This window comes from Paenibacillus sp. 01T442, assembly GCF_056398345.1.
Map to the genome: position 1 here is coordinate 267,870 of NZ_JBFTPF010000003.1, position 24,099 is coordinate 291,968.

Annotated in this window: 26 protein-coding genes; 1 reads left to right on the forward strand and 25 read right to left on the reverse strand. The window is 39.4% G+C overall.

Features of this window, described 5'->3' with window-relative positions; translation table 11 throughout:
* Nucleotides 1-34: 34 nt before the first annotated feature.
* The 24 genes from AC1DLM_RS05350 to AC1DLM_RS05465 form a co-directional block, all read right to left on the reverse strand.
* On the reverse strand, nt 35-1,138 hold the full coding sequence (locus AC1DLM_RS05350; RefSeq protein WP_477569337.1) for a polysaccharide pyruvyl transferase family protein: 1,104 nt from the start codon (nt 1,136-1,138) through the stop codon (nt 35-37).
* On the reverse strand, nt 1,135-2,130 hold the full coding sequence (locus AC1DLM_RS05355) for a glycosyltransferase family 2 protein (RefSeq protein ID WP_441988808.1): 996 nt from the start codon (nt 2,128-2,130) through the stop codon (nt 1,135-1,137). Before AC1DLM_RS05355 ends, AC1DLM_RS05350 begins: the two co-directional genes overlap by 4 nt.
* Before the next feature lie 15 nt (nt 2,131-2,145).
* Complete coding sequence (locus AC1DLM_RS05360) at nt 2,146-2,562, reverse strand: FAD synthase family protein (RefSeq protein ID WP_441988807.1); 417 nt, start codon at nt 2,560-2,562, stop codon at nt 2,146-2,148.
* On the reverse strand, nt 2,549-3,733 hold the full coding sequence (locus AC1DLM_RS05365; protein WP_441988806.1) for a CDP-glycerol glycerophosphotransferase family protein: 1,185 nt from the start codon (nt 3,731-3,733) through the stop codon (nt 2,549-2,551). Before AC1DLM_RS05365 ends, AC1DLM_RS05360 begins: the two co-directional genes overlap by 14 nt.
* Before the next feature lie 18 nt (nt 3,734-3,751).
* Nucleotides 3,752-4,780, reverse strand: coding sequence for a glycosyltransferase family 2 protein (locus tag AC1DLM_RS05370; protein ID WP_441988805.1), 1,029 nt, complete (start codon nt 4,778-4,780; stop codon nt 3,752-3,754).
* A 219-nt stretch (nt 4,781-4,999) separates the two neighbouring features.
* On the reverse strand, nt 5,000-6,814 hold the full coding sequence (locus AC1DLM_RS05375) for an ABC transporter ATP-binding protein (protein ID WP_477569338.1): 1,815 nt from the start codon (nt 6,812-6,814) through the stop codon (nt 5,000-5,002).
* Between the two features lie 11 nt (nt 6,815-6,825).
* Nucleotides 6,826-8,013, reverse strand: a complete 1,188-nt coding sequence (locus tag AC1DLM_RS05380) for a nucleotidyltransferase domain-containing protein (RefSeq protein ID WP_477569339.1) — start codon at nt 8,011-8,013, stop codon at nt 6,826-6,828.
* A gap of 17 nt (nt 8,014-8,030) precedes the next feature.
* Nucleotides 8,031-8,477 carry a lasso peptide biosynthesis B2 protein gene (locus tag AC1DLM_RS05385; RefSeq protein ID WP_441988802.1) on the reverse strand — a complete coding sequence of 149 codons (447 nt, stop codon included), beginning with the start codon at nt 8,475-8,477 and terminating at the stop codon, nt 8,031-8,033.
* Nucleotides 8,474-8,770: a lasso peptide biosynthesis PqqD family chaperone gene (locus AC1DLM_RS05390; protein ID WP_441988801.1), complete on the reverse strand. Its 297-nt coding sequence runs from the start codon at nt 8,768-8,770 to the stop codon at nt 8,474-8,476. The genes AC1DLM_RS05385 and AC1DLM_RS05390 overlap by 4 nt, the downstream gene beginning before the upstream one ends.
* Nucleotides 8,771-8,775: 5 nt before the next feature.
* Complete coding sequence (locus AC1DLM_RS05395; protein WP_477569340.1) at nt 8,776-9,702, reverse strand: aldolase; 927 nt, start codon at nt 9,700-9,702, stop codon at nt 8,776-8,778.
* 101 nt (nt 9,703-9,803) lie between these two features.
* Nucleotides 9,804-9,935 carry a paeninodin family lasso peptide gene (locus tag AC1DLM_RS05400; RefSeq protein WP_441988799.1) on the reverse strand — a complete coding sequence of 44 codons (132 nt, stop codon included), beginning with the start codon at nt 9,933-9,935 and terminating at the stop codon, nt 9,804-9,806.
* Nucleotides 9,936-9,949: 14 nt separating this feature from the next.
* On the reverse strand, nt 9,950-11,884 hold the full coding sequence (locus AC1DLM_RS05405; RefSeq protein WP_477569341.1) for an asparagine synthase-related protein: 1,935 nt from the start codon (nt 11,882-11,884) through the stop codon (nt 9,950-9,952).
* A 187-nt stretch (nt 11,885-12,071) separates the two neighbouring features.
* Nucleotides 12,072-13,079, reverse strand: coding sequence for a nucleotidyltransferase family protein (locus AC1DLM_RS05410; protein ID WP_477569342.1), 1,008 nt, complete (start codon nt 13,077-13,079; stop codon nt 12,072-12,074).
* Nucleotides 13,048-14,838, reverse strand: a complete 1,791-nt coding sequence (locus AC1DLM_RS05415) for an ABC transporter ATP-binding protein (RefSeq protein WP_477569343.1) — start codon at nt 14,836-14,838, stop codon at nt 13,048-13,050. Before AC1DLM_RS05415 ends, AC1DLM_RS05410 begins: the two co-directional genes overlap by 32 nt.
* Nucleotides 14,839-14,862: 24 nt before the next feature.
* Complete coding sequence (locus tag AC1DLM_RS05420; protein WP_441988795.1) at nt 14,863-15,318, reverse strand: signal peptidase I; 456 nt, start codon at nt 15,316-15,318, stop codon at nt 14,863-14,865.
* Nucleotides 15,305-15,574 carry a PqqD family protein gene (locus tag AC1DLM_RS05425; RefSeq protein ID WP_171631034.1) on the reverse strand — a complete coding sequence of 90 codons (270 nt, stop codon included), beginning with the start codon at nt 15,572-15,574 and terminating at the stop codon, nt 15,305-15,307. Before AC1DLM_RS05425 ends, AC1DLM_RS05420 begins: the two co-directional genes overlap by 14 nt.
* Nucleotides 15,574-16,359 carry a hypothetical protein gene (locus tag AC1DLM_RS05430; RefSeq protein WP_477569344.1) on the reverse strand — a complete coding sequence of 262 codons (786 nt, stop codon included), beginning with the start codon at nt 16,357-16,359 and terminating at the stop codon, nt 15,574-15,576. The genes AC1DLM_RS05425 and AC1DLM_RS05430 overlap by 1 nt, the downstream gene beginning before the upstream one ends.
* Before the next feature lie 84 nt (nt 16,360-16,443).
* Nucleotides 16,444-16,644, reverse strand: coding sequence for a hypothetical protein (locus tag AC1DLM_RS05435; protein ID WP_441988793.1), 201 nt, complete (start codon nt 16,642-16,644; stop codon nt 16,444-16,446).
* 13 nt (nt 16,645-16,657) lie between these two features.
* On the reverse strand, nt 16,658-18,373 hold the full coding sequence (locus AC1DLM_RS05440; protein WP_441988792.1) for a hypothetical protein: 1,716 nt from the start codon (nt 18,371-18,373) through the stop codon (nt 16,658-16,660).
* 21 nt (nt 18,374-18,394) lie between these two features.
* The gene (locus tag AC1DLM_RS05445; RefSeq protein ID WP_441988791.1) at nt 18,395-19,678 is read right to left on the reverse strand and encodes an efflux RND transporter periplasmic adaptor subunit; all 1,284 of its coding nucleotides are present in this window, start codon (nt 19,676-19,678) and stop codon (nt 18,395-18,397) included.
* A 46-nt stretch (nt 19,679-19,724) separates the two neighbouring features.
* Nucleotides 19,725-20,396 (reverse strand): CpsD/CapB family tyrosine-protein kinase, encoded by a 672-nt coding sequence (locus AC1DLM_RS05450; protein ID WP_477569345.1) that lies wholly within the window; start codon nt 20,394-20,396, stop codon nt 19,725-19,727.
* Nucleotides 20,377-21,138: a YveK family protein gene (locus AC1DLM_RS05455; protein ID WP_477569346.1), complete on the reverse strand. Its 762-nt coding sequence runs from the start codon at nt 21,136-21,138 to the stop codon at nt 20,377-20,379. Before AC1DLM_RS05455 ends, AC1DLM_RS05450 begins: the two co-directional genes overlap by 20 nt.
* 213 nt (nt 21,139-21,351) lie before the next feature.
* On the reverse strand, nt 21,352-21,654 hold the full coding sequence (locus AC1DLM_RS05460; RefSeq protein WP_477569347.1) for a helix-turn-helix domain-containing protein: 303 nt from the start codon (nt 21,652-21,654) through the stop codon (nt 21,352-21,354).
* Nucleotides 21,651-22,673, reverse strand: coding sequence for an HD-GYP domain-containing protein (locus AC1DLM_RS05465; protein ID WP_477569348.1), 1,023 nt, complete (start codon nt 22,671-22,673; stop codon nt 21,651-21,653). The genes AC1DLM_RS05460 and AC1DLM_RS05465 overlap by 4 nt, the downstream gene beginning before the upstream one ends.
* 253 nt (nt 22,674-22,926) lie before the next feature.
* On the opposite strand from AC1DLM_RS05465, the gene AC1DLM_RS05470 reads away from it, so the two are divergent.
* Entirely contained in the window at nt 22,927-23,616 is a 690-nt protein-coding gene (locus AC1DLM_RS05470; protein ID WP_477569349.1) for a hypothetical protein, read from the forward strand.
* 45 nt (nt 23,617-23,661) lie between these two features.
* Here the strand turns inward: AC1DLM_RS05470 and AC1DLM_RS05475 are convergent, their stop codons facing one another.
* Nucleotides 23,662-23,823 carry a hypothetical protein gene (locus AC1DLM_RS05475; RefSeq protein WP_477569350.1) on the reverse strand — a complete coding sequence of 54 codons (162 nt, stop codon included), beginning with the start codon at nt 23,821-23,823 and terminating at the stop codon, nt 23,662-23,664.
* Between the last annotated feature and the right edge of the window lie 276 nt (nt 23,824-24,099).

Sequence of the window (24,099 nt, forward strand, 5' to 3'; positions counted from 1 at the left end):
TGTCACCTCGCTTGTCGGTTAATTCTTACATCATTTACAAACAAAAAACTTTTAAATATTCGTCTAATTCTTCAAATTGCTTGTGAGCTTCATTCAGTATATTTCTATTTTTCAATTTATTATGTGATGCCTTAGTTATAACTTCATTTAAATCAAGATCGTATATATCTTTTATGCAGCAATAATTGTTTTCCATATTCATATCCTTAAGCATGTTGTATGTCTTATCACTGTAAATAAGAGGGAACACACTTTGATTAAATAAGAATGCYAATATTATTGAATGAAATCTAGTTCCTATAATTACTTCGCATGATTTAAATTCATTTAAAAACTCATTTATGTTTTCAATATAATTAACTATCACCAAATCATTATGGTTTTTGGTCTCTATACAACTTTTTATCAATTCATTTATTTTTAAATCACCCTCATTAAGACAGAAGGAAAATAATTTAACTTTGTATCCCTTTTCTAAATAAATACAAATAAGTTCAATCATTTTTTCATAATATTGTTGAGAGTATTTTTCTAAACCTTCTATATTGTCTACATCTAATAGAGAAAACCATACACTTTTTGCGATTTGTTCAGATTCTCCAATGTCTAATGTTAAAATAATAGGTGCCACCCGTATGTTATTAAGTTCCTTAAAAAGATTATAAGAATAATGATCCCAGAAACAAATATTATCGAACTCAGCAATCAATTGTCTGTACTTATCTATAAACAATTCATTATAAAATGGTCCAAAATTGGCACCTATTACATATGTCTTCTTATTTTTCTGTTTAAATTTGCTATTTAAATATTCCCTTTCTCTTAGTTTCATTTCCCACGCTGGGCTTTGCTTAAATATTGAACCACCAATATTCACCAAAGCATTGTATTTTTTGTAATCGAAAAAAAGGTCATTTATTTTGAAAAACAGATTATATTTATTTTCTTCTATATTTATATCTCTGTATGTATATAGAATATTTACATTTTTATAGTTGCTAAATATTTTTTTATAATTCCTATTTGCCGTTAATAAATCCCACTTCACATTAGGGTATCTATCAAATAATATTTTTAAAAACAAATCATCTCCAAAGTTCATAGCAAAATATGCAAGTACAAGAACTTTAGGTTTCATTTCAGCACCTCAATACGTTTTATGTATGCTTTTATTTTTTTTGTTTCTATTAAAAAACCGATATTGCAATTTAGCAATGTAATCAAATATTTATATTTTATGGACAAGGCATTATTTGTTAGTATTCCTCTAAAATATTTTCTAACTAGTAGCTGAATACTGCTTAAATACTTTTCCTGATCTTTTTTGTTCTCAACTTGATTTAATATATAATTTACATTATCCACGCACCCATATACGAAACAGGATAAAAACTCTCTAGATAGTTGGGGATACTTTTCATTCATGAAGGGTAATATTTCCCCCCAGCCAATAAAAGCATCTAACCTTTTATCGCTAAATTTTTTTGTTAGTATACTATTTTCCCGTTTAATATAAATATACCCAATATAATTTGTAAAGATTGCACGGTTACATTTAGCAAATAACTTATAGGTAGTAGATAAATCTTCATGAATACGGCCTTCTGGAAATGTTATATCAATAAAACAACTTTTTCTAAATAATTTATTACATAAAGAGAACCTATACAAAACCCCTTTAAACAACTCTCTCATTGCCTCCGTATTATTCATTTCTTTCTTTATAATCTCTTCTTCATTTCTATTTAATAGTTCACCATTGATTTCTCGGCCCAACATGCAAATAGATATGTCACTTTTCGATTGTACGCATAACTCATACAACTCTTTATACATGTTTACATCAATTCGATCATCACTGTCTACGAAACCTAGATAATCACCCTGAGCTAGTTTAATCCCAACATTCCTAGAAGAGCTGACTCCCCCATACTCTTTATGTACAACTTTTATTCGACTATTATGTTTTGCATACTCATCACAAATGTCTCCACTTTTATCCATTGATCCATCGTTAATAAGAATAATTTCTATATCCGTAAAAGTTTGTGCAAGTAAACTTTCTAGACACTGCTTAAGATACGACTCAACATTATATACAGGAACAATGATACTGATGGCCGGTTTCATATATTTATCGTTTCCTTATAAAATTATTTTTTGCTTCACCATCGTAGATGAAACGCCTTCGGTGTACGGGAAATATACGATTTCAACACCTACTTGATTAAACTGTTTCTCCAGTTCATTAAAGAGGGAGTTACCTTTCCAATCATCACCTACAAACATGACATCAAATTTCAAGTGTTCCCACGCTGAGAACTTATCGCGATTGGTCTGTTGTACAACTTTATCAACAAATTTAAGCGATTCTACGATTGCCATCCTCTCCTGCTGGGGAATTACGGGCCATTTGTTTTTATACTTCATCACTAGCTCATCAGTACTAACTCCCACAATCAAGTAATCACACTGCTCTCTTGCTTTCATTATGATATTAAGATGTCCAACATGAAACAAATCAAAAACACCGGTTGTATAGCCAATCTTATACGGCTTCATGGATAAACCTCCCTTTTCTATTACAAACCTCTTCTATACGTTTAAGCAGCCTTTCACATGCATTACCTTCTTCAAAGGATCCAATTTGTGCTAAAAACTCTTGTAAATTACTTTGATATGCTTCATCAGAAAATGTTTCGATTTTATGTAGTAAATCAGTGTTGTTAATAGTATTTATGAATGGAAGTTCTTTTAAATCAAAGTATAATTTTCTTTCATTTTTAATATAGTCATCGCTATCAGGCACGTATAGAAAACATGGACGTCTTGTGTTGGAGAAATCAAACATAAGGGAGGAGTAGTCTGTAATTAGAACATCAGAAATGTTCAATAGTTCTTGAATATCATCATAGTCAGTCACATTCTTCACCTGTATACCAAAAGGTAACTCACTAGATTTGGATATCAGATGGGGATGTAATTTCACTAAAAATATCCATTCCCCTCCAAACCGTTGGTTTAGTGATTTAAGTATTTCATCGTAATCTAAATTATATATTTCTAAGCTATGATCTTTTCTAAATGTAGGAGCATATAAGATTACCTTGGTTTGAATTGATATGTTAAGCCTCTTAAAAATATCATCTCGTAAACCAACACCTCTTCGGAAAAACATATCATTCCTAGGAGTACCATATTCAAAAATTTCCCCATTATACCAAAATGATCTCTGAAATATCTCTGTGCTGAGCTTACATCCGGATAATAATAGGTCACACTTTAAAGAATCCTTTATAGCCATTTCCACATAGTGTTCAGGCAAAACATCTTCCGCATCTTTTTCGATATGCTTTAACCGTAACGAGCTATGCCAGGTTTGGATATAATATTGATCTTTTCTTTTTACGAACAAATCTGTTGATCTATAATTTGTAATAATGACTTTCGATGTACATAAGTCATAGAAGTATCTTAAGGACATGATCCTTACTTTTCTAAATCCAATTAAATGCTGTTTCGACTTTATGTCATTAAAGGCCCATACCACATCGAACTTATCTTTAGGAAAGTTTGAAACAATGTATTCCGTTATATATTTAGGACTACATCCAAATTGACTCCCATAGTAGCTAAATAATAATATTTTATTTTTCCTTATCGGAAAAAGGTTGAAAAAATAAATAATAGCGAATGAAGTAAGTATTTTGAGCCTTGCAATAAGTTTGTACATATGCGTCTCCTTGCTTATCTAGAGATTTAATCTCTTCAGTCCTATCGGCCGCGGCAGTAATTTTAAGTTTCTTAATATCTTCTTCACCAATAAATAACTGACATAAAGGTAAGGATGTAGATTGAATAAAAACAATTCTCTCCTTAAATGTTGATCAGTTTGGACTGCCTTTTTTAATTGGCTATTAATTTCTTTAACATATAAACATATCTCTTTCCTATATAAACCACCTGTATCCTTTTTTCTGTTCACCAAGAGAAGAGAATAATGTATGAGACACATTTTCAGGATTGTTTTATAAGATTCATTCGTTAGTTCAGAGTAATACTTCTCAATAAAATGGTGTCTCTCTTTCGCCCCCCTAATTATGTCCAGATTTCTTGGTGTATAGGTAGCTACGATACTATCAGTGCGCTGGTAATAGTAGTACATCGGTTGATGCAAGATAACGTAGTTATGAACACGGTGCATAACTTGATGCGCCCAATAAACATCCTCAAACAGAACGCCTTTTTTAAAAGGAATATCTTTAACCAGATTGGTTTTATACAGCTTACCCCATGCAAAGTTTTTAACCTTTTCATTTATCACTAACTCAAACATAAGAAGTTTATTATCTAAAAGAATAGGATTACACGTACTTGAGTAATGACGATTATCTACTAGTAAATGGTCATCGAAAGCATAGTAAAAAGCGGTTTGCACAATATCTGCCTTATAATGAATACTTTTGTTAACCATTTCCTCAACCATCTCTTTTTCTAACCAATCATCGCTATCAACAAACAATGTATATTCCCCTGTAACATATTCAATACCGGCATTTCTGGCATCGGACAATCCTCCGTTCTCCTTATGGACAACTTGTATCCGGGGATCTGCCTTAGCATAGCATTCTGCCATTTCCCCACACCGATCTGGAGACCCATCATCTACCAATATGATCTGTAGGTTGGAATAAGATTGATTCATAATACTTTCTACACACCTGCTCAGGTACTTTTCAACTTTATAGATAGGAACTACAACACTCACTTTTGGTAACATTGTTTTATCCGCCTAACTCGTCGATTTATTAAGCTTAAAGCTCTTAACTATAGTGTTCTCGCAGAAAACCACATAGTTAAGAACTTTAATAAATATGGGGAATTAAACCTAAGCATTTCAATAATGTTCTCTATAAAGAACTTTGTAAGAAAAAAATATAAACTATTCTTTGTCTTTATTTTAGTTCTTTATAAAGAACAAGTCAATACATAATTGTTTTTATGCAGTCGCTGTCGCATCCCAAACTTGATTTCCYAATAAATCAGAAAATAATCCGCCTTCAACTTTTGCCAGCTGGTGAAACCCACCCCGTTGAATGATTTTCCCTTGATCCAGCACGATGACTTGATCCGCATTTCGAATGGTCGATAGTCGGTGGGCAATAACGATAATTGTAGTCTTTCCTTTTAGACGATCCAGTGCCGCTTGAATCCCAGCCTCATTCTCTGTATCAAGTGCACTCGTCGCTTCATCCAAAACAAGAATTGCCGGTTTTCTTAGTATTGCACGGGCTAGCACAAGCCGTTGTCTTTCGCCTCCTGAGAATCGGACTCCCCGATCGCCGATAACCGTATCGAGCCCTTGCGGTAATTTGGCAACGAACTCAGTTGCTGCCGCAAACTCCAGTGCTTCCCACATCTCTTCTTCAGATACGTCTGGGCTTATCATAAGCAGATTTTCCCTAATCGTTGTATGAAAGAGAAAGGGATCCTGTGACACATAGCTAATCGATCTTCTAAATGAGCGAATTTGATCATACTGGAGCGGTACTCCATCTATCCGTATTTGCCCTTTTTCTGGTTGTATGAGCCCCATAATAACATCAACAAGCGTACTTTTACCGGCACCTGAACGACCCACGATAGCCGTTGTTTGCAACGATTTAATCTGAAGATTAATATCCGTAAGCGCAAACGTCTMTTCGTCAGGCTGATATCGGAAATACAAATGCTGGCATTCAATGTGCTCATGCACAGCTATTGGCTGCACTTCTTGCTGGTTGGAATCAGGGGCGATATGGAACTCCTGGGCAATCCGCAACTCGTCCTGCAACTTAATGATTGATTGAAACGCGGGAATCGTAGAAGAGATATTTTCTAAATTGGACTGAATACCTGTGAAGCGTGGCCACAATCGAGAAAATATGACGATTATGAGAAGCAATTGCTCTACTTTGGTTTGAAATAAGGTAAAGGATAGATACATAAAAGCAGCAATCAACATTGCGGATGACACTTTATAGAATAGCTGAGAATCAGATCTTAACTTGACATAATTGATCTGCTCGCTCATTAATTTCTGAGTTTGGGAGCGAAACCAAGCTAGCCTGGATTCCTCCAGCGTATTGCTCCTAATATCTTTCATACCACCAAGTTGATCCGTAATGCCTGCCAGAAAGCTTTGGGACAATTGGGAGGTTTGACCACCTATTGATTTCGCCTTTTTAATAAATTTGCGTGAAAAGAAGGTAAGAATAATGCCAAATGTTAATACGAAAACCGTCATCGTCGGAGATAACCAGAAAGCTATGCCAATTTGAATCAACGTAAAAATAATAGACGCAATAAATTGAAGAATTAAGTTAGTTCCATACCCTACACGAGTTAATTCCGTTGTTAATGAATTAATTAAATCTGATCTTCGATGCTTCACAAAAAAAATCCAATTTGATTGCATCAATGCCGAATAGATCTCCAATCGTAAATGACAGAGAAAATTTTGTTGTATGAGGGTATCTCGCAAACTGAGAGATCGTTGAATCATATTCTGCCCTATGTTCAATAGGACGAACATGCCAAGAATAATGGGCAATCCTAGTGCCATGGGAAACTCTTGAAAAAAGGCCAAGAATCGCGAAATAGGAGAACCGCTTGTATTGACATCCATAAGGCCGGCTGCACTGATAATTGGAAGCAATAAGAATACCCCTGCTCCTTCTAATAGACTAATCAATACCATTCCCAGAATACTAAACATCAATTTATTGCCAGTAAATGCATACAGTCTTTTGGTAAAATGTAAGACGTACTCCATGTCTTTTCCCCCTATTGCCATGCGTGATTCCTTGTTTTCCTCCAAGCCCACAGTACAGGTCTTAGTGGGAAATACAGGAAATGTAGATTCCTTGGCAGTGGAAGTATTTCCACATCCATGGGATACGGATATAGGAAACTAATGATATAAAGAAGCTTCAACTGAAAGGACATTAACGAGAATAAGTAACATTTATGGTAGCTAGCAACATCAGCAGGTAAAGGCTCTTGATGAAGATGAATCATCTGTTTCAAATAAAACAGGGCGTCTTGCGCTAGTTCCCTCGGTCGCTTACCACTTGTTACCGTGTATAAATCCTTKCCTAGGGGAGTACCTAACAATTGCGAGGATAAGAGGAGTGCTTGACCGCCAACATGATTCATTTGATACTTTTTCAGTAAACAAGACACATTGCTCCAATCATGTTGAAGCCTCATAATGCGATCGACATCTACTAGCCAGCGAAATCTTGACCAGCCGTGACGAGCGCCATGTGAAGCAAGGAATAGGAAGAGATCGTCATAACCTAGCATAAATACGGGTTGGCTAGCCATTGTGCTTACTCTTCGCCTGTCCCACAATTCTTGAAAGGTTGGTTCATACGAAGGCCCAGGATTGAGTCTCCAGTGAACTTCAAGTTTTATCTTTTTGTGAAGATGGAAGTAGGTGACATGATGATGTCTCCACTGCCAATCATTCAACACCGTTGAGAAGTAGTCATCTTTCACGTAATCAAGTTGGATGAGGAGATCATGTGCCTTCTCTAACTGATCTAAAGAAATGAGCACATCCAAATCACTGCAAGTTCTCTTGGACAGATCTCCATAGAGATCCACCGCGAGCGCAGGTCCTTTGAGCAACAAAACTGGGATCTCATTCTTAGCTAGCAATTGGCATACTTGCTCCATCTCACCGCTTAAGTGAAGCATTTGAAATGTATTCTGTTGATATGCCCTGCGCAAAGCTTCAATAACATAAAATGGAATCGCAGTGCTATTCATTCTTTTCACTTGATTGTAGATATAGGGATATACGCGATGATGCCTTGATAATTCTAAGAAGATATCCCAATTTGTATCTTTCATCAATGGATGTTGGTCAGAAAGCGTTATTCCGTCGTTCTCACACTTCACGAGTTCGAGCAGCAGTTTCAACTCTTTCGATAAGTCGGTTAGATCTAACTTCACATCTGTATTCATTCCATGTCTCCCTTATCTCATTTACCGCTCATCTTTGCGAATTTCCCCACAACTGTAAACCGTTCCATGCCTTCCTTGCCTGTTACATAATAGTGTCCACTTCGCAGCCATGCATGAGCAATCATCTTCATAGATTCATCTTTAGCTGCCCCCAAGTATAGGGTGCTTTCAATTTGACGTCGATGGAGCATTTTCATACCTGCGATAGCCCTTACTAGACATTTACTTTCCCAGAACGTGTACTTACTCATTAGATCAATTGCACTGGCTATTTCCCTAAGGGTTATTCTATTTGTTTCCAATTTCATATTTGAAGTCTCCTGCATGGGAGTTCCCAAAGAAGGCGCTACTTTAGAGAACGGCAAAATTACAAGAATACGTGCCCACCCTAGGTAAATCAAGGCCTCAAACAGTAACAACTTTGTTTTAAAATCAAGAGAAATAAGTACTCTTACCTTATTCACAGATTTTCACCAACATAAATAAGCTTTTCATCCAATAAATGCCTCAAAAAAGATATTACATGCTCCTCACAAATGGTCTGTTCTACATCATACTCTGACAATAGCTTAGTTACTAATTCTATAGCAGAATTAGGGGTAGCGATTAACTCCCATATCCGACCACCTATTTTGCCTAGGTTATAATATCTACCATTCGCTATGTTCATTAATACTTTATCGCCGTCCATGTCACTAACAATGTTACCCTTCCCTTGAACAAATTGGTAATGTAATGGGATATTTAGAATAATCATTATAGTTATTCCCCTCTCTGTAAGGTTTTTAATATTAAGGATACCATGTGCGGAGCAGTAAATCCGGCAGTTGGTCGACGCAGTTGAAAGATATCAATGTTGTTCAATATTTTCACAGTAGTTTCAAAATGCCATTCCATTAGTTGTAGTCGTTCTAGTAGTGAACTTCGAAAAGTTTGACGAAATAAAGTACTTAACCGCGCTAGCCCTTCGATTGTCTGAATTTCAACCTTTTCACTTGCCATGTTACTTAGTTCAAACACGCCTGCAAGGGGTAACGGGTCTGTTAGAAACTGGTTAGAAACTGGAACTAGAAATTTAGTTTCTCTCTGAAATATAGGTTGATAGCTGCTTGTTTCMATCCCAAATTCCATTAGGCTTTCTTGCCAGAGTTTTTGTTGCGGATAGGAAGGCATCACCATAGGAACTTGAGCTTCAGAAAAAGTCACGGCTATTACATCATCACTTAGTAATTCATACCCCTTAGATATGAAAGCCGATGCAAGTGTAGATTTACCAGCTCCTGACGTACCTACGAAGGCATATGCCTTACCACCAATGGCAATTGCACTACCGTGGAGAGGGAGTATCTTCCTTTGCATTAAAAGCGCCCCCATGCAGGTGCCGAGAATAAATAGCCGTATTTGGGATTCATCTGCTCCTATCATGGGAGAAACATGAATGGTATCCCCGTTTTGTATAGCGAATATAGCTGTCTCGGGTACTTGAAACATAAATAAATTCTCTCTTACGACATAGATTTCACCCTGCATAATCGATTTGTTCCACAAATCAGTTAGGTCTGTTATTTGAATGAAAACGTTCACTTGCTCATCAGGGTTAACCGTCTTTATTAATTCAGGCATTTTGATCTCACTACTTATACTTAATCCAAATGCTTTATAAACGACTTTATTTATCGTTTGTATCATTATTTTCACTCCAAGTTTAGGTATGCTCCTTTTTTAATAAACGCCCTTATACCTGTCACTGTATAAGGGCAGTTGGTACTACCTAATTAATTATAAGTCGATTAGCTGAAATGAGTTATCTCATCCGGGTCAGGTTGAACAGCGTCAGGGGTTGCCTTCCCAGGCCCTGCCATTGTCATCTTAACATCAAGCACTTCTATTGTCGGAGTTTCCCATACTTTTTTAGTTTGCATTTAGTCACCCCCTCTCATGTGAAACTTTTAATAAAACGAGAAAATATTAAGCCTCGCATTAATATTCTAAAACCAAATTCGTATACATATTGAGGTTTAGCTGCTGACTTTATTGCAGCGAGTCCAGATTGCAATTCTTTCATATTCAAATATTCTGAAGCCATAGGATTCTGGATAAGCTGTTCTAGCTCATGAATAAATGCATCCCACGATGGAGCCATCCGGTGAACACCATCTGCACCTTGAACACCTCGCGTTCGCTGGTTCAGTCTCACCTTGTCAGGTAAATAATCTTTGGTTGCTCTCCTGATTAATGATCTATCAACACCATTTTGAACGTATTGCTCTTCTGGTACAGATAAACAAAAACGAGCGACCCTTAAGTCATTAGTTGGGTCCCGTTCCCAGAGTGAGTAGCGTAAAGATAATTTCGTCCCAATCGTACCGTTCAAACTCCAATAGTAAAGTTGTTCAAACTGGTTTTTTCGGATTTCATACGCACTTTGATTGGAGTAATCCATCCTATCGAAACCATGCTCATGAATTTTTGCGTGAACATTAATCCTTTGTGCAAAATCCGGGTTTATTAGACTCGGAAATTCGGCCTCTTTAGGTGTTATCATTCTCCCTATAAATGGAAAAGCTTTCTTTCCTACCAACGAAAGGACTCGCTTCCTTCCAGTCCCCATATTCAAGCTATACTGTTTGGCTTCATGGTGAAGCTGAATCCATTTCATTTTTCTCATTAGAATAGCTTGATAATCAAGCGCTGGCCCCCAAGATACGGTCCAGTTGCCTCGCTGCCCGTTGAGCAAAACACCCACGCCTTCCTGGTGAGCCTTCTCGTAAATCCCTTTCAGCCAAAAAGAATTCTCAAAGAATTTGTAAGGCATCTCCATCGTATCGAGCCAATCGTCGATTTCAGATAATGGACTAAGCCCTTTAAAATCCAGATAGTTTTCTTTAATATTCCCCACATAGTCAACAGTTGATTGAATATACGGTTTTTCATTAGCAAATCTACCTTTATGTGTCCAATCCGTAAAATCATCAACTGGAACATAGCTGTACGTATGTAATTGTTTATTTTCATTTTTTAACGCTCTTGCAGCAAAGCTAGCAACTGACCCGGAATCTAGCCCCCCGCTTAGATGCGCGCCGACTTGTCGGTGTGTTCGTATCCTGGCTCTTACCGCTAGGCTAAAAACTTCACGAAATGCTTCTTCATATTCGTTATTTGACTTTAACTTCAATGTTTTTCCTTTAGTTAACGTACAGTACCTTGAAAAATGCACTCTTCCATTTGCTACAGTAATTGAATGAGAAGGTGGCAATTGCTCTATATTTTCATATACGGTAGAAAAGCAATCCAATGCATCTGTAGTCAAAGGAATAGCAAGAAACTCAGCAACCCATTGTTGGTTAAGTTTTTTCTCAACTCCTGGTAAAGAAAGCAGGGGTTCTATTATGGTACAAAAGATAAACCGATTCGAGGTTCGTTGAAAATACAACGTCCTACTCCCCGAGAAATCCCTAGCCCCAAACATTCGCTGCTTTCTCTCATCCCATATCATGAAAGCGAAATCCCCAATTAAATGCTTTGGACTCTCCTCGCCCCATTTATGGTACGCCAGCAAGATCAGCTCACTATCCGGCATCTTCGCTCTTCGTTCGCGTTCAATTTGTAATTTGTCAAATAACTCATCTCGGTTATCAATGATTGCATCCGCAGTGATGGCTAATTTTCTTGCAAAATCATAGTAGGGCAATCGCTCACCGACGGATTCTGGCGTTATCCATTGTGCATGGCAGCCGAGGAATACGTGATCTTGGTGCCATGTTTGAATGTCATCTGCTGGAAATTTCTCTAAATCGAACATCATGCGATATCCATTCTCGATTTGAATTGGCTCTTGATTGTAGTTGTATATTCCAGCAATGGCACTCATCAGTTCACCCTCTTCACTTAATGAATCATCTTTATTCAAAGTTCTTATTAAAGAACGTTCCTATGCAATTTAACTTTATATTTAGGAAATTTCATTTCATTAGTAAGATTCTCTTTCGATCACTTGCCGTTCTTTATCGAGAACAATATCAGAATATCACCTTCAATCTGCACTGTCAACTGCCTTTCTAAAACTTTTTTATTCTGCTAGAAAACCTTGAATTTCCCAAGTTATAGAAGGCATGGATCAGCGCAGCCCAGGTATGCGAAGCCGAATCAAAGTTAAAGAATTTGTTATGAATCTTATTCGCTAAAGCCACCCAATAACGGCTGCCAGACGTACTACTTGCCTTCTTATAAGAGACAGGCAGCTCTTTAATATCCCCTAGATGAGGGAAATGGCCGTACACGTTCACTAAGGTTCGGTGTATTCTTCTTAACGTTTGATGAGATGCAGCATCTTTAAAGAGCACTTCAAAGTTAATGTCATCAGGATGCCGATGGAGCATTTGCATAATGTCCATATAATATTTAGGCGAGTCCATGTAATGACTCCAACCGTGCAAGCAAATCATATAGAACGTATGATAGACGGAAAGTTCCTTCACATGCTGATACGATGCGAATGGCGTCGCATGCTCCCAGAATTCACTCATATTGATATTGGATGTTTGTTCCACAAGTACATTCCAATGAAGCTCAACGGTCATTGGAATCGGACTAGACGGCAATCGTTTGGAGAAACTCCAATGGAAATGAGATGGAGACCTCAGCTCCTCAATGTCGAATCCGAGAGATTTTAGACATCGAATCGCGGTATATAAATCGGACTTCTGGATTAATACATCAATATCCGAAGTCGCTCTAGCGCCAAAATGGCCGAAATACTTTTCAGCAAAACGAACACCTTTTAACGGAATGACGGAAATACGCGATGTCTCAAACTGTCGAAGGATTTGGTCAAGTTGATTTTTGATGAAAAAATTAAGACAACGCGTCTCATCAGAGAACTGCATTAAACGTTCCTGAAAAAAGGTAGGAACCTGGGACCATTTTCCCTGCTGATGGATTAAACCATACATTTGTGACCCTATGGAATATCGTTTGATTTCCTCGAGTGCCTTCTCATACAATATCGACTCCTCCGGAAGAGAAGCTTGGGGATCATACAACGCTTTGATTAAAGGCATCAGCATAGCCCCACTCCCCCCTCATTGATTCCATTCCATGTAAACGACGATATACCCCTTCCTTTTGCATAATCTCCTCATGTCGTCCCATTTGCACAATTTCCCCTTTGTCCATCACGATAATGTAATCTGCTTTGTGAATGGAAGCTAGGCGATGTGTAATAATGAGCGTGGTCCGATTATGCATTAGGCGATCCAATGCCGCTTTCACATGGTATTCCGTCTCACTATCTAGGGCTGACGTGCCCTCATCTAATAAAAGTATAGGTGCATCTTTCAAAATCGCTCTTGCGATCGCCAACCGTTGTCGTTGTCCACCCGAAAACTTCATCCCGTTTTCACCAATTTCTGTATCATAGCCCTGAGGCAGCGATGAAATATAGGCATGAATTCCCGCCATTTTAGTCGCTTCGATCATTTGCCTATCGGTAATATCAGGCCGCGCAACTAGCAAATTATCTCTTATAGTACCACTGAACAGCATCGTTTCCTGAGAAACATGAGCGAACAGACTTCTTCGCTCAGAAAGCGACAGGCATGAAATTTGGCGTCCATTAATTGAAATCTCACCCGCCTGCGGTTTATAGAAACCCTGGAGCAAATTGAACAAAGTGGTCTTCCCAGCTCCGCTTAAACCTACTATGGCAACGATTTTCCCAGCTGGAATGTGTAAATTCAGATGTTCAAATAAAGTGGCTTGCCCCTCATACTGGAACGTAATATCGTGGAAGGCAATGGAGGACACAAAGGGTTCAACTTTCATCGCTGCTGGGAAATCATCTGATTCCGCTTTGATCTCCAATACTTTAAATATTCGCTCCATTGCAGACATCGATTTCTGCAAGCCAGCCCATTGTCCGGCGAACTCGGTTAATGGATACACCAAATGATTGACGAGGTTGATAAAAGTTAGTAAAGCTCCTACAGATAACAGACCCATGGAGATATAATAGGAACCCAAACATAAGCTGACTAGAAATGTTATTGAAGCGGCAGCTTGACTCCCCACATAAAACCATCCACGCAGCCTGGCATTGTTCAGTTCCAACGCATAGAGCTTCTTATTTTTAATTGCATATTTCGTAAATACGGCTTTCTCCATAAGAAAGGAGCGAATAACGAAAAAGCCTTGAAATGTTTCATTTAACAGCACATTGAATTGAACAACTAAATTCTGAATTCGCCGATTATTATTTCGCAGTAATATGCCAAAGATAACCCCAGAAACCATGGCCACTGGTGCTACACATGCACATATAAGCGCTAGTTTCCAATTGATGTGCAGTAAATAAATGAGAACAGCACCATAAATAAAAGGTAACTTAATCAAATTTATTAGGCTGCTGCCAATAATGCCATCTAAGTTATGAATATCATTCGTGAAATGAGCTAATAAATCGCCAGAATGAATACGATCTACTTGTTTGCCTGGTAATTGTAAAATGTGTTTGAATAGGTGCTCGGAGAAGTCCCTTTTAACGGCATTGGTGGCAATCGTCTCCCAAAGGGTATTCAGATAAGTGGAGGTAATACTAAGTAGAACAAGTGCGATACCAAGAGGTACTAACCATTTCATCCGTGAGATGTTACTATGAATTGCTGCATCTGTGATCGAACCAAAAAACCATGAGAATCCAATAGTTAGCATAATTTCAACGAAGAGTAAGAGGAGGAGACTTATGTAAGATCTGCGATGTTTCCTGATGTAGGGCTTCAAAACGTTATACGTTCTGCGGGTTTCTTTCATTTTCAATAAACCGTTCATTTCATCGACACTCCATTACTCATTCTACGATTTCGCCAGTTTGCTTCGAACCAAATAGAATTGAACTAATCGCGATAACTGAGGGAGTGTAAGTATAGCCCAGCCCCATGTACTTGAAGCTAGATTCGTAATTTGAATAAGCCGGCCATTGCGGTTTTTCCAAATCATTCTTCCGATGATCTGATCCTGTCCAATCCATTCGTCATACGTTACATTCGTATCACCTTTGCACAGATATTGTGGTTGTTGATTGTTCATCACGATACGGGACAACCGATGGGCGATCAAATGACCGTCTCGGGCGCGAAATAAGAGAATATCTCCTTTTTTCATATGTGATGCTTCTATGCGCACAAATCTACAAATATCCCCCTTCTTAATAAAAGGATACATGCTCATACCTTGCGCAGGCAGATCAATCCAACCTCGTTTCTCCATGGTTTGTGCAATGACCTGATCGATGTCCTTATGATCCAGCAAGCTGAACAAGACCCCGATTCATCATATCATGCAAAAATACTTCGACATCTGTTTCAACATCGCTATGAACCGACTGAAATTCATTGCGTACCGCATCAGCAATTGTATCTATAGACTGTGCCGTGCCGAGAAGAGACCAGCAAAATCCACCCACACCATTCAGCTTCGTTAACGTATACTCATCCGTATTGAGAATAATCCATTCCATATCCAGCTCAATAGACTCATAATTATTCATTCGTACATATTGCGTCATTACGAGATCAACTCCCAAAAAGTATCATTTTTCTGAAAATGCAATTCGCAAATCGTGACTGCTTTGGCTAAATCCAGTAACAAATGCAGGATATTAACCGTTTCTTCCAAGCTATGTGACCAATAAAATACTTTATTAACAAGTTGTAGAAAACCATCTGACTTGCTAAGTGTGACCATATGATTAGAGGAAGCTTGATTCAATAAATAAATACCTGCTAGTGAACTCTTTTCCATACTGCCTGATCGAGATAATTCACTTCGAAAAGGTGAATCAAACACCGTTATGGTATCTGGTGTAATTTTGACAATCGTAGCTTCATCGGAGAGAAGCTCACGAGGATCAGACAATTTCGCTGCGGTTGATTTGCCAGCGCCAGAGTGACCAGCGAACAAATAAGCCTTATCCTTCTCGATCACGCAAGACGAATGAATGAGTAGTCCCCACTGCGTATGCACGAGAAATGAGCTGTAAAGATTCATGAACGCATGCTTTAATGCTAATTCATTGTGCACAGAGATCGATGCTTCACGATAATCACTATCAACCACGATGAKGTAATCAGACCTTCGATAGACAATTTGATTGTTCTCTTCCTGTTTGATGGATACCTCATAATTTACAAACGGAACACCATATCCTTCATGAAGCCTAACCCTTAGATGAGGGGTAGACGGTGACGCGGGTATAATTGTGAAATTTCTCCGGATCCAATCTATGATCTTCTTCGACTGACTCTGCACTTGAATACAATGCTCACCAATTATCGTATATATGTGTTCCATGCTTCTACCCCTCGAGACTTCATTAATAGGGGAGGCCAACTTGCTCCATACAGCATCTCATTGACCTCCACAGAATAGCTTTTTCTAGTGCTTTCCATTGCCCTTTCCATTATGCGGCCCTGTGTAGGGAGGATTCGGATAGTTAATGCCACCATTACCGTTCCCTGGATGATTTAGATTACCATGACCCTTATTCCAGCTCTGGGCTGTTTCAAACCTGACTGGTTGCTGGCTTAACACCATGGGTGGAGAATACACTTTTTGTTTCAGATCCTCATTTTCCATCTTTTCTTCTCTCCTATTCTTTCAACGTTTGAACTAGTTTTCTTACTTCTCCGAATGGGGTATCTATCACCTCATAGAGACGAAGGGTTAACGTAGCTTCTAAAGTATCTGCATCGAAGGTCAGGATTTCTGTACCCGTCACCAGCTTTTTCTCGCCCACGAACGAATATACTTTCGATGTCATAATTCGGTTTGAGGCATCCGCTACCTCTAATCTCAGCTTGGAAAAGCTCTGATCCACGACAATCTCATCCTGCAGTTTAATATCAAAGGCCACACCTAACTTATAGGAATAATTAGGTCCGTTTCCTACATTGAAGCTTCTTTGCAATGACGTGTCATTTATTTTAACCTGAAATGGATAGAAAGCTAGGGTGCTGTCTGTTGTATCCATAACTTTCGTCTTGAACGCAGCGATGGTGAAGTTATAGGGCTCAACCTTTTTGCCATCAAGAATCTCCATCGTTAGACGCTCACCTGTCTCTGAGTTTGGCACAATGTACGTATAGTAGATAACGTAGCTAATATTGGGGATCAGCAAATCTACCTTCGTATCCTGCCTAGTACCTGAGAACTTTTTACCATTAGCAATTGTCAGCACCGTCTGGAAGGAAGGAACTGGGACGGAATCGCCACTTTTATTCAGTAATTTAAACTTGGCAACCACGGCTTTGAAACCGCCGCCTGCGCTCTCGCTCATATTCAGGTCAACCATGGATACCTCAATATCCGATCGAATCAATTGACTGATGGGATCGAACTGAATCGGCTTATTCAACTCATAAGACCCTAATGGATTCAGTAATCGAGTTGAATTGGTTGCACCTACTAAATTGATCATCAATCTACCGATGGTGTAAGAGGTATGCGTTTTATCATCTGCTACAAAATCCTCCGGCGTTAGCACTGTTAAGTTTTTCAACTCCGCTCGGCTCTTAACCGGTATGGCGTAGTGCACATAATTCTTCTCACCAGGATCTAGTATCAGCTCATCTTGCTCTAGTCTTTCACCAATAAATACTTTATTCCCTGACTTCCCATTTATTCGAAAATCAGGCACAGTGATGGGCTTGTCTCCAATGTTGGTTGCAAGGAATCCGACGACTGTTTTGATCCCATTGGCCGTATTCTGTTCATTCAAACTCACAGGTTGATATTGAATTTTGTCCGTAAGCATAGGGATGGTGAATGTATCCTGCCACTGCTTGATTTGAGCTGGGTCTGAAAGGTTTGCTTTATCCCCTTTCCACTCCAGATCCGCGATAGGCAGAGAGATAATTCGCTTTTCCACCTTCGGATAGACGAATTCATCCACATCCGACCATGATAGCTCATCTAAGGCAAATACATCATATCGATCTACGACATTGAAATAGCTGAGCTCGATGGTTTCCTTCGGCTGAATATTTCTCGCATTTGCTTGACTAGGACGCATAATGTATTCCAAACCCTCGTTCGTTTTGACACGAACTTCATACTCAGGGACACCGACTAAGCGCTCACCAGCGTTATAGTAACGAACAACAGCGCCGATTCTGGTTCCCTCTGAAGTAGGTTCATTTAATACGCTTTTAACATCAACTTGTAGAGATTCCGTCAGTTGGTAACGACTAAGTGTGTAGGATTGTGAATACTTCTCATCAGCAGCAACATGGAAGGATGCCGATGGAATGACCAGAGAAACGGCTAGGATGAACATTATCGTTGTTTTTTTCCAATGTATTTTCAAATAAAGTCACTCCATTTTTATTTATTGCTCTTCAACTGCCGCTACTTGAACTTTCGCTTTATCCGTTAAAGCGCTAGGATTGGATTTCACAACCATCTCGCCTTCCTTAAGACCAGAAAGCACCTCTTGCTTAGGTTCGTTTAATCTGCCCAGTTGAATGTTACGTTTCTCTACGGTATCACCCGAGACTACATATACATAAGCACTATCGCCTTCTCTAACAATGCTATAGGTCGGTACGGTCAACACGATGAGATCCTTTTCCTCCGACAGTTGCAGTTTCAACTTTGTACCTGGCTTTAAGCTAAGATCCTTGTTTGGTACTTCAAGATTAATTTCATATGCTTTCGTTTCAGGGTCCATGACTTTGGAGAGGTAGCTAATAGCCCCTTGATACTTGGTTTTGTTGTTAGGAAGTAAGTACGACATTTCCTTCTTCCCACTGGCTAGCTTCATCTCTTCATCGGATAGCTGAGACTTAATTTTGATAGGATCCAACCTTTGAATCATGGCAATCTGGGCTCCTGCCTGAATACCCATTCCAGCTTCAAATGGCATCTCCGTCATAAGACCGCTGACGGTAGCCTTTACTTCAAGATTCTGGATCGATTGCTCAACCTGCTGCAAGGTAAGCTTAGCTGCTTTTAGTTGCGAATCCATTTCCGATGTCATATCAATGGGGTCAAATGTTTGTAATTTAACCTTCATTTGATCTAGATCCATCCGAGCATTCATCATCTGTGTTTCCATTTGGTACAGCTGAGCTTTGGTTGCGAGTCCAATATCAAAGTCATTCTTCATTTTATTGTAGCTGCGGACAAGCGAGGTCATCCCCAGTTCCATTTTTTGAATGCTATTACTTAATTCAGATTTCTGATTTTCTGTTTCCTTCTTTCCTCTTACTCTCGCTTTTTCAATCGCGTCCTGCAGCGATTGAACGGTTGCAGCAGCTGCTTCCCGCCCTGCAAGAGTTTCACTGGATTTTAACTTCAGAATGACATCGCCCTCTTGAACCATATCGCCGCGCTTCTTCATAATTTGCTCAATTTCACCGGTTGCTTTAGACATTATTTTAAATTGAGCAGAAAATTGTACTTCTGCGACGCGCTCTGGCGAGTCTCCAATTTTTTGTGGAATCACTTTGAACACTCTAACCGGTTGTTGCGATTGATCAGTGTAGACTGAATTTGCGTCTGTATTCACAATCGCGGTGTCCGAACATCCCGCCAAAATTCCAATACTGAGTGTTAAAATAGAAGCAATTCTTACAGTTCGCGACTGTGGCTTTCTTCTTTTTTGTCTCATTCGCTATAAACTCTCTCCCCTTACTTTATTTTTTCAAAAGAATTGATTAGAGATAAGCATCTGCCTGATGGTCTTTCACTTCATTAAGTACAACGCCAATCAACTTCATATTCGTTAACATGAGCTCTTCTTTCACTTTCTTCGCAATGTCACGTTTGAGTTTGCCATGTTCAACAATAAGCAGGACACCATCACTCTTGGATCCCATAATTTTGGCATCCGTAATTGTCAGTAACGAGGAGGAGTCAATAATGACAATATCGTAGTTCTCTTTCAGCGTTGCGAGTAGGGTATCCATTAACTTAGAGGCTATCAATCCCGAAGGATTCTGCGTCCTCGATCCCGACGGGATTAATTCGAGATTCTCTACGATCGTCTCTCGTACGATTTCATTAATGGAAATTTGCCCTTCCAGATAGTTCGTTAACCCATGACTAGGCTCAACGCCAAATACCGAGTGAATCGATGGATTTCGTAAATCCGCATCAAGCAGCATGACCTTACTTCCAATCTGAGCATAGGCGACAGCTAATTGAACCGCAGTTGTTGTCTTGCCTTCACCCCGACTTGCTGAAGTGATCGTAATGGTCTTGGCCTCACGACCGAATACGGAGCATTCAATATTAAATCTCAATGAACGATATGCTTCTGAGGTCGTGGAGTTATGTATAATTTGCTTCAAGGCGACTGATGTCGAATTAGTAGATAGTTTTCGCATATGGAATATCCTCATCATTTTTACTTTTATTTCTATGCTGTTTCAATTTCAACTTTCCGTACTTAGCTTTCGGTATGTGAGCCAAGGTTGAAAGTTCGAATACTTCTCGGATATCCGCGTCTGTTTTCAACGTATCATCTAACGCATCCAACAGCAGAATGATACCAATTGTAGCAGCCAAGGAAGCAAAAAAGCTTAAGATAATGTATTGATTCGACTTTTGATTCACCGGGGTAGGATTGTCCTGAACTTTGGCTCGATTCAGAATCGTAATATTATCAACCTTCATGATATGAGGAATTTCTGTTTGGAACACGTCGGAGACGGCGTTTGCGATACCAACTGCTCTTTCATGTGAGAAATGTCTGACTACAATCGACATCACTTGCGTATCATTTAAATTCGTCACGTTGACGATGGAAATTAATTGATCTGTTGAAACTCGTAAATCAGGGTAACGTTGGACGACTTTGTCCATAATAGCTGGTGTTTTAATGATTTCTTTGTAGGTATTGATGAGTGCCATATTCACACCGATCGCACCATAATCGATCTGCTCCGTACCCAGTTGATCTTGTTCAAATGTTTTATTCACGATTAATTTTGTTGATGCCTGATAGATTGGAACATAGTTCGACGTTGTATACATACTTGTGAGGAAGGTACAAATAAAAACGACAATAACAATAAGCCACCATCGCTTCTTTATAACCATCAAATATTCCTTCAAATTAATTTCCATGATTCCCCTCCAATAGAAGTCTATTTCGATTTTCTATGATACTATTTGTATCTTAATTGTTACTCTTACTTTAAGATACTTTTTGTATCATGTCAACACAATATTCTCAATTTATAGTTCCAAATCGTATCAAATATAAGCGAGCCATAGAATGCAAAAAGCAGCACTTTTCCCCTAGAGGATAGGCTGCTTTTACTAGCTAAAACTCATTGATTATCTCATTCCCATCGATGCTACGCGGACTGACTCACCCGCACCTAATCTTGAAACTAATAGAGCTTGCTGCAACAGTAAGGCCAGCAGCTTCCGCATGGAGCCAATACCGATTTTACCCATAATATTGGCAAGATGAATTTTCACTGTTTTCTCGCTGATGCAGCAATTTTCGGCAATTTCCTTATTGGTATACCCATATGTAGCAAGTAAAGAAAGGATTTCGGTTTCACGTTGTGTTAGACCATAGTTGGAATAAAATTGATGTAAAACATCTGACTTTTCTGAGATCATTGGCTTCATATGACAACTTCCTTTATATGAATGTGTCTTTCTCGACTGAGATCAAGAAAGGTATTTTCGATTTTCACGAGCGGATTCGTATCATCCGTTGGATTAATATAGACCACTTCACCCCAGCGGCCATCTGTGAGAAGCACTTGCCTGCCGACGAGATTGCAGATGATATTTTGCAAAAATACGGAAACAATATGCGGATCTAATTCGCCAAAGAAACCTTTCCTTAAGCGGCTGACGACCTCGTGAAAAGGCATCATTTCATGATAGGGCCTCTTCGATGACATCGCATGGAACACATCTGCAACAGCTACAATACGGCTCATTTTATCCAATTGACTATCTTGCAGCTGCAAGGGATATCCCGTCCCATCTGCTCGCTCATGATGCTGCAAGGCAACCAGAGCTACACGATAGTTAATGCCTACCGTTTCACGCAGCATATTATAGCCTAGAATGGTGTGTTTTTTAATTTCTTCATATTCTTCTGTCGTTAATTTACCTGGCTTCATTAAAATTTCTTGTGAAATTTTGATTTTACCCACATCATGCATGGTCGCTGCTAAAGATAAAAGCGCCACTTCTGTATCTGCGAGCTCCATCCATTTGCCAATGAGTGTCGAAAGTATGCCCACGCCAATATTGTGTTGATGGGTGTATTCATCCTTCGCTTTGACGGCTTGAAATAATTGAAAAAGATCCGGATTATCTGCCGCTTGCTGGACGATAGGAATTAATTCTGACTTAATCTCAAGCAGTGGTATTTTCTTTTGCGTCTGAATACGTTCGAATAAGTCTTTGGCATATTCTGTCGCTTTTTGAACAAGACGGTTAGCGTCATGAGCAGGTGTAGTTTGAGTCTGGCCATCAGGCATATTCGTGGTTACGATGTCCATCGTATCAATGCGATGCTGCTTAAATAAGTCCAAATGCTCTTGATTGAGAACGGTATGGATAGGAACTAAGACTAGCCCATAACTTGTTGTCACATCATATCTTAATCTTTTACCCAGTAGGTCTCTCAAGATATCCCGCTCCATTAATTTCAAAATCATACCAATTTCTATTATATACGACATGCTTCTTCGCATATATGGGAGAAATAACCTATATTTCGACAAAATTATCTAGGTTAATTTTCCCAGTTACTTCTATTATACCATTCCATATAGGACTAGCGATCCTTTACTTTTGTTATTTGCTATCCGTGACATCCGTCTATCCCCCTGCATATAGTAAGTATCGACAATCCGCTTTTACCTAAGGAGGACTTCACGAATGGCTTCGAACAAAAAACAAGAATTGCGTGACGTAGAGCTTGAAACGGAGATTTCACAAAGCTCGGCAACGGAATCCAACTATCCAACTGCTTATTATCCACAAAATACGCCATACCCTTACGGCTATCCCGTACCTCAATACTACGGCTGGGTACCTGCCTATGATCCGCGCGGGCTAGGTGGCTTCGGTCTCCCTGGCTTCCCAGGGACTGGCGGCATGATGCCGGGCTTCCCAGGTGGGCAAGGCGGCTTCGGTGGACCTGGTGGATTCCCAGGTGGACCAGGGTTCCCTGGCGGACCTGGCGGTTTCCCGGGTGGACCTGGTGGATTTCCTGATGGACCTGGTGGATTTCCTGGCGGACCTGGCGGTTTCCCAGGTGGACCCGGACCAGGATATCCACCTCCAGGACCTGGAACAGGTCAAGGTGGATATCAACCACCAACCTCTGCGCCCCCATCCCAGATTCCCACTAAGCCGCTTAAAGYACCTGGTGTTTACGCCGTAGATCCAGGCGGTATCTCCCGCTGCTTGTTCAGATTCACATATATCTGGCAAAGCAACGGACAACAATACTGGTATTTCCCAGTGTTCGTTGGACGGACATCAATTTCTGGATTCCGCTGGACCGGATTCTCTTGGATGTTCTTTGGGATTGATTTGCGCTTTATTGACTCCTTTACTTGTTAATTCTTCACGACAAATTAAACCAGTCAACATCGGGTTTGGCGGATGTTAACTGGTTTTTTGCTGGTTAACTACTGAAATGAGCACGCAGCACACTACTTCTACTTCTACTTCTACTTCTACTTCTACTTCTACTTCTACCTCTACTTCTACCTCTACCTCTACCTCTACCTCTATCTCTACCTCTACTCTATATGCCGCTTCTACCATCCAGCCTTTCTCCGCCGCCTACTAAACAAGTTAAATGGATTATATGAAGCTAATTTTGCTGATTCTCACCTATTTGGAGCATTAGATGGATTTCCTACAGTTAATTTTCACCAAAATCCACCAATCAGCCGATCTCGGTTCGGCCCCTTAATTATGGAGTCTATCTGCTGAATACTTGCTTTCTCGCAGTTTCTCATTTTTCGTATTCAACCTTTTTTAAAGGGTAATCTCCACTACCCCTAATTTATTTGCCTTCCAGGCCTCATGATATCGGCT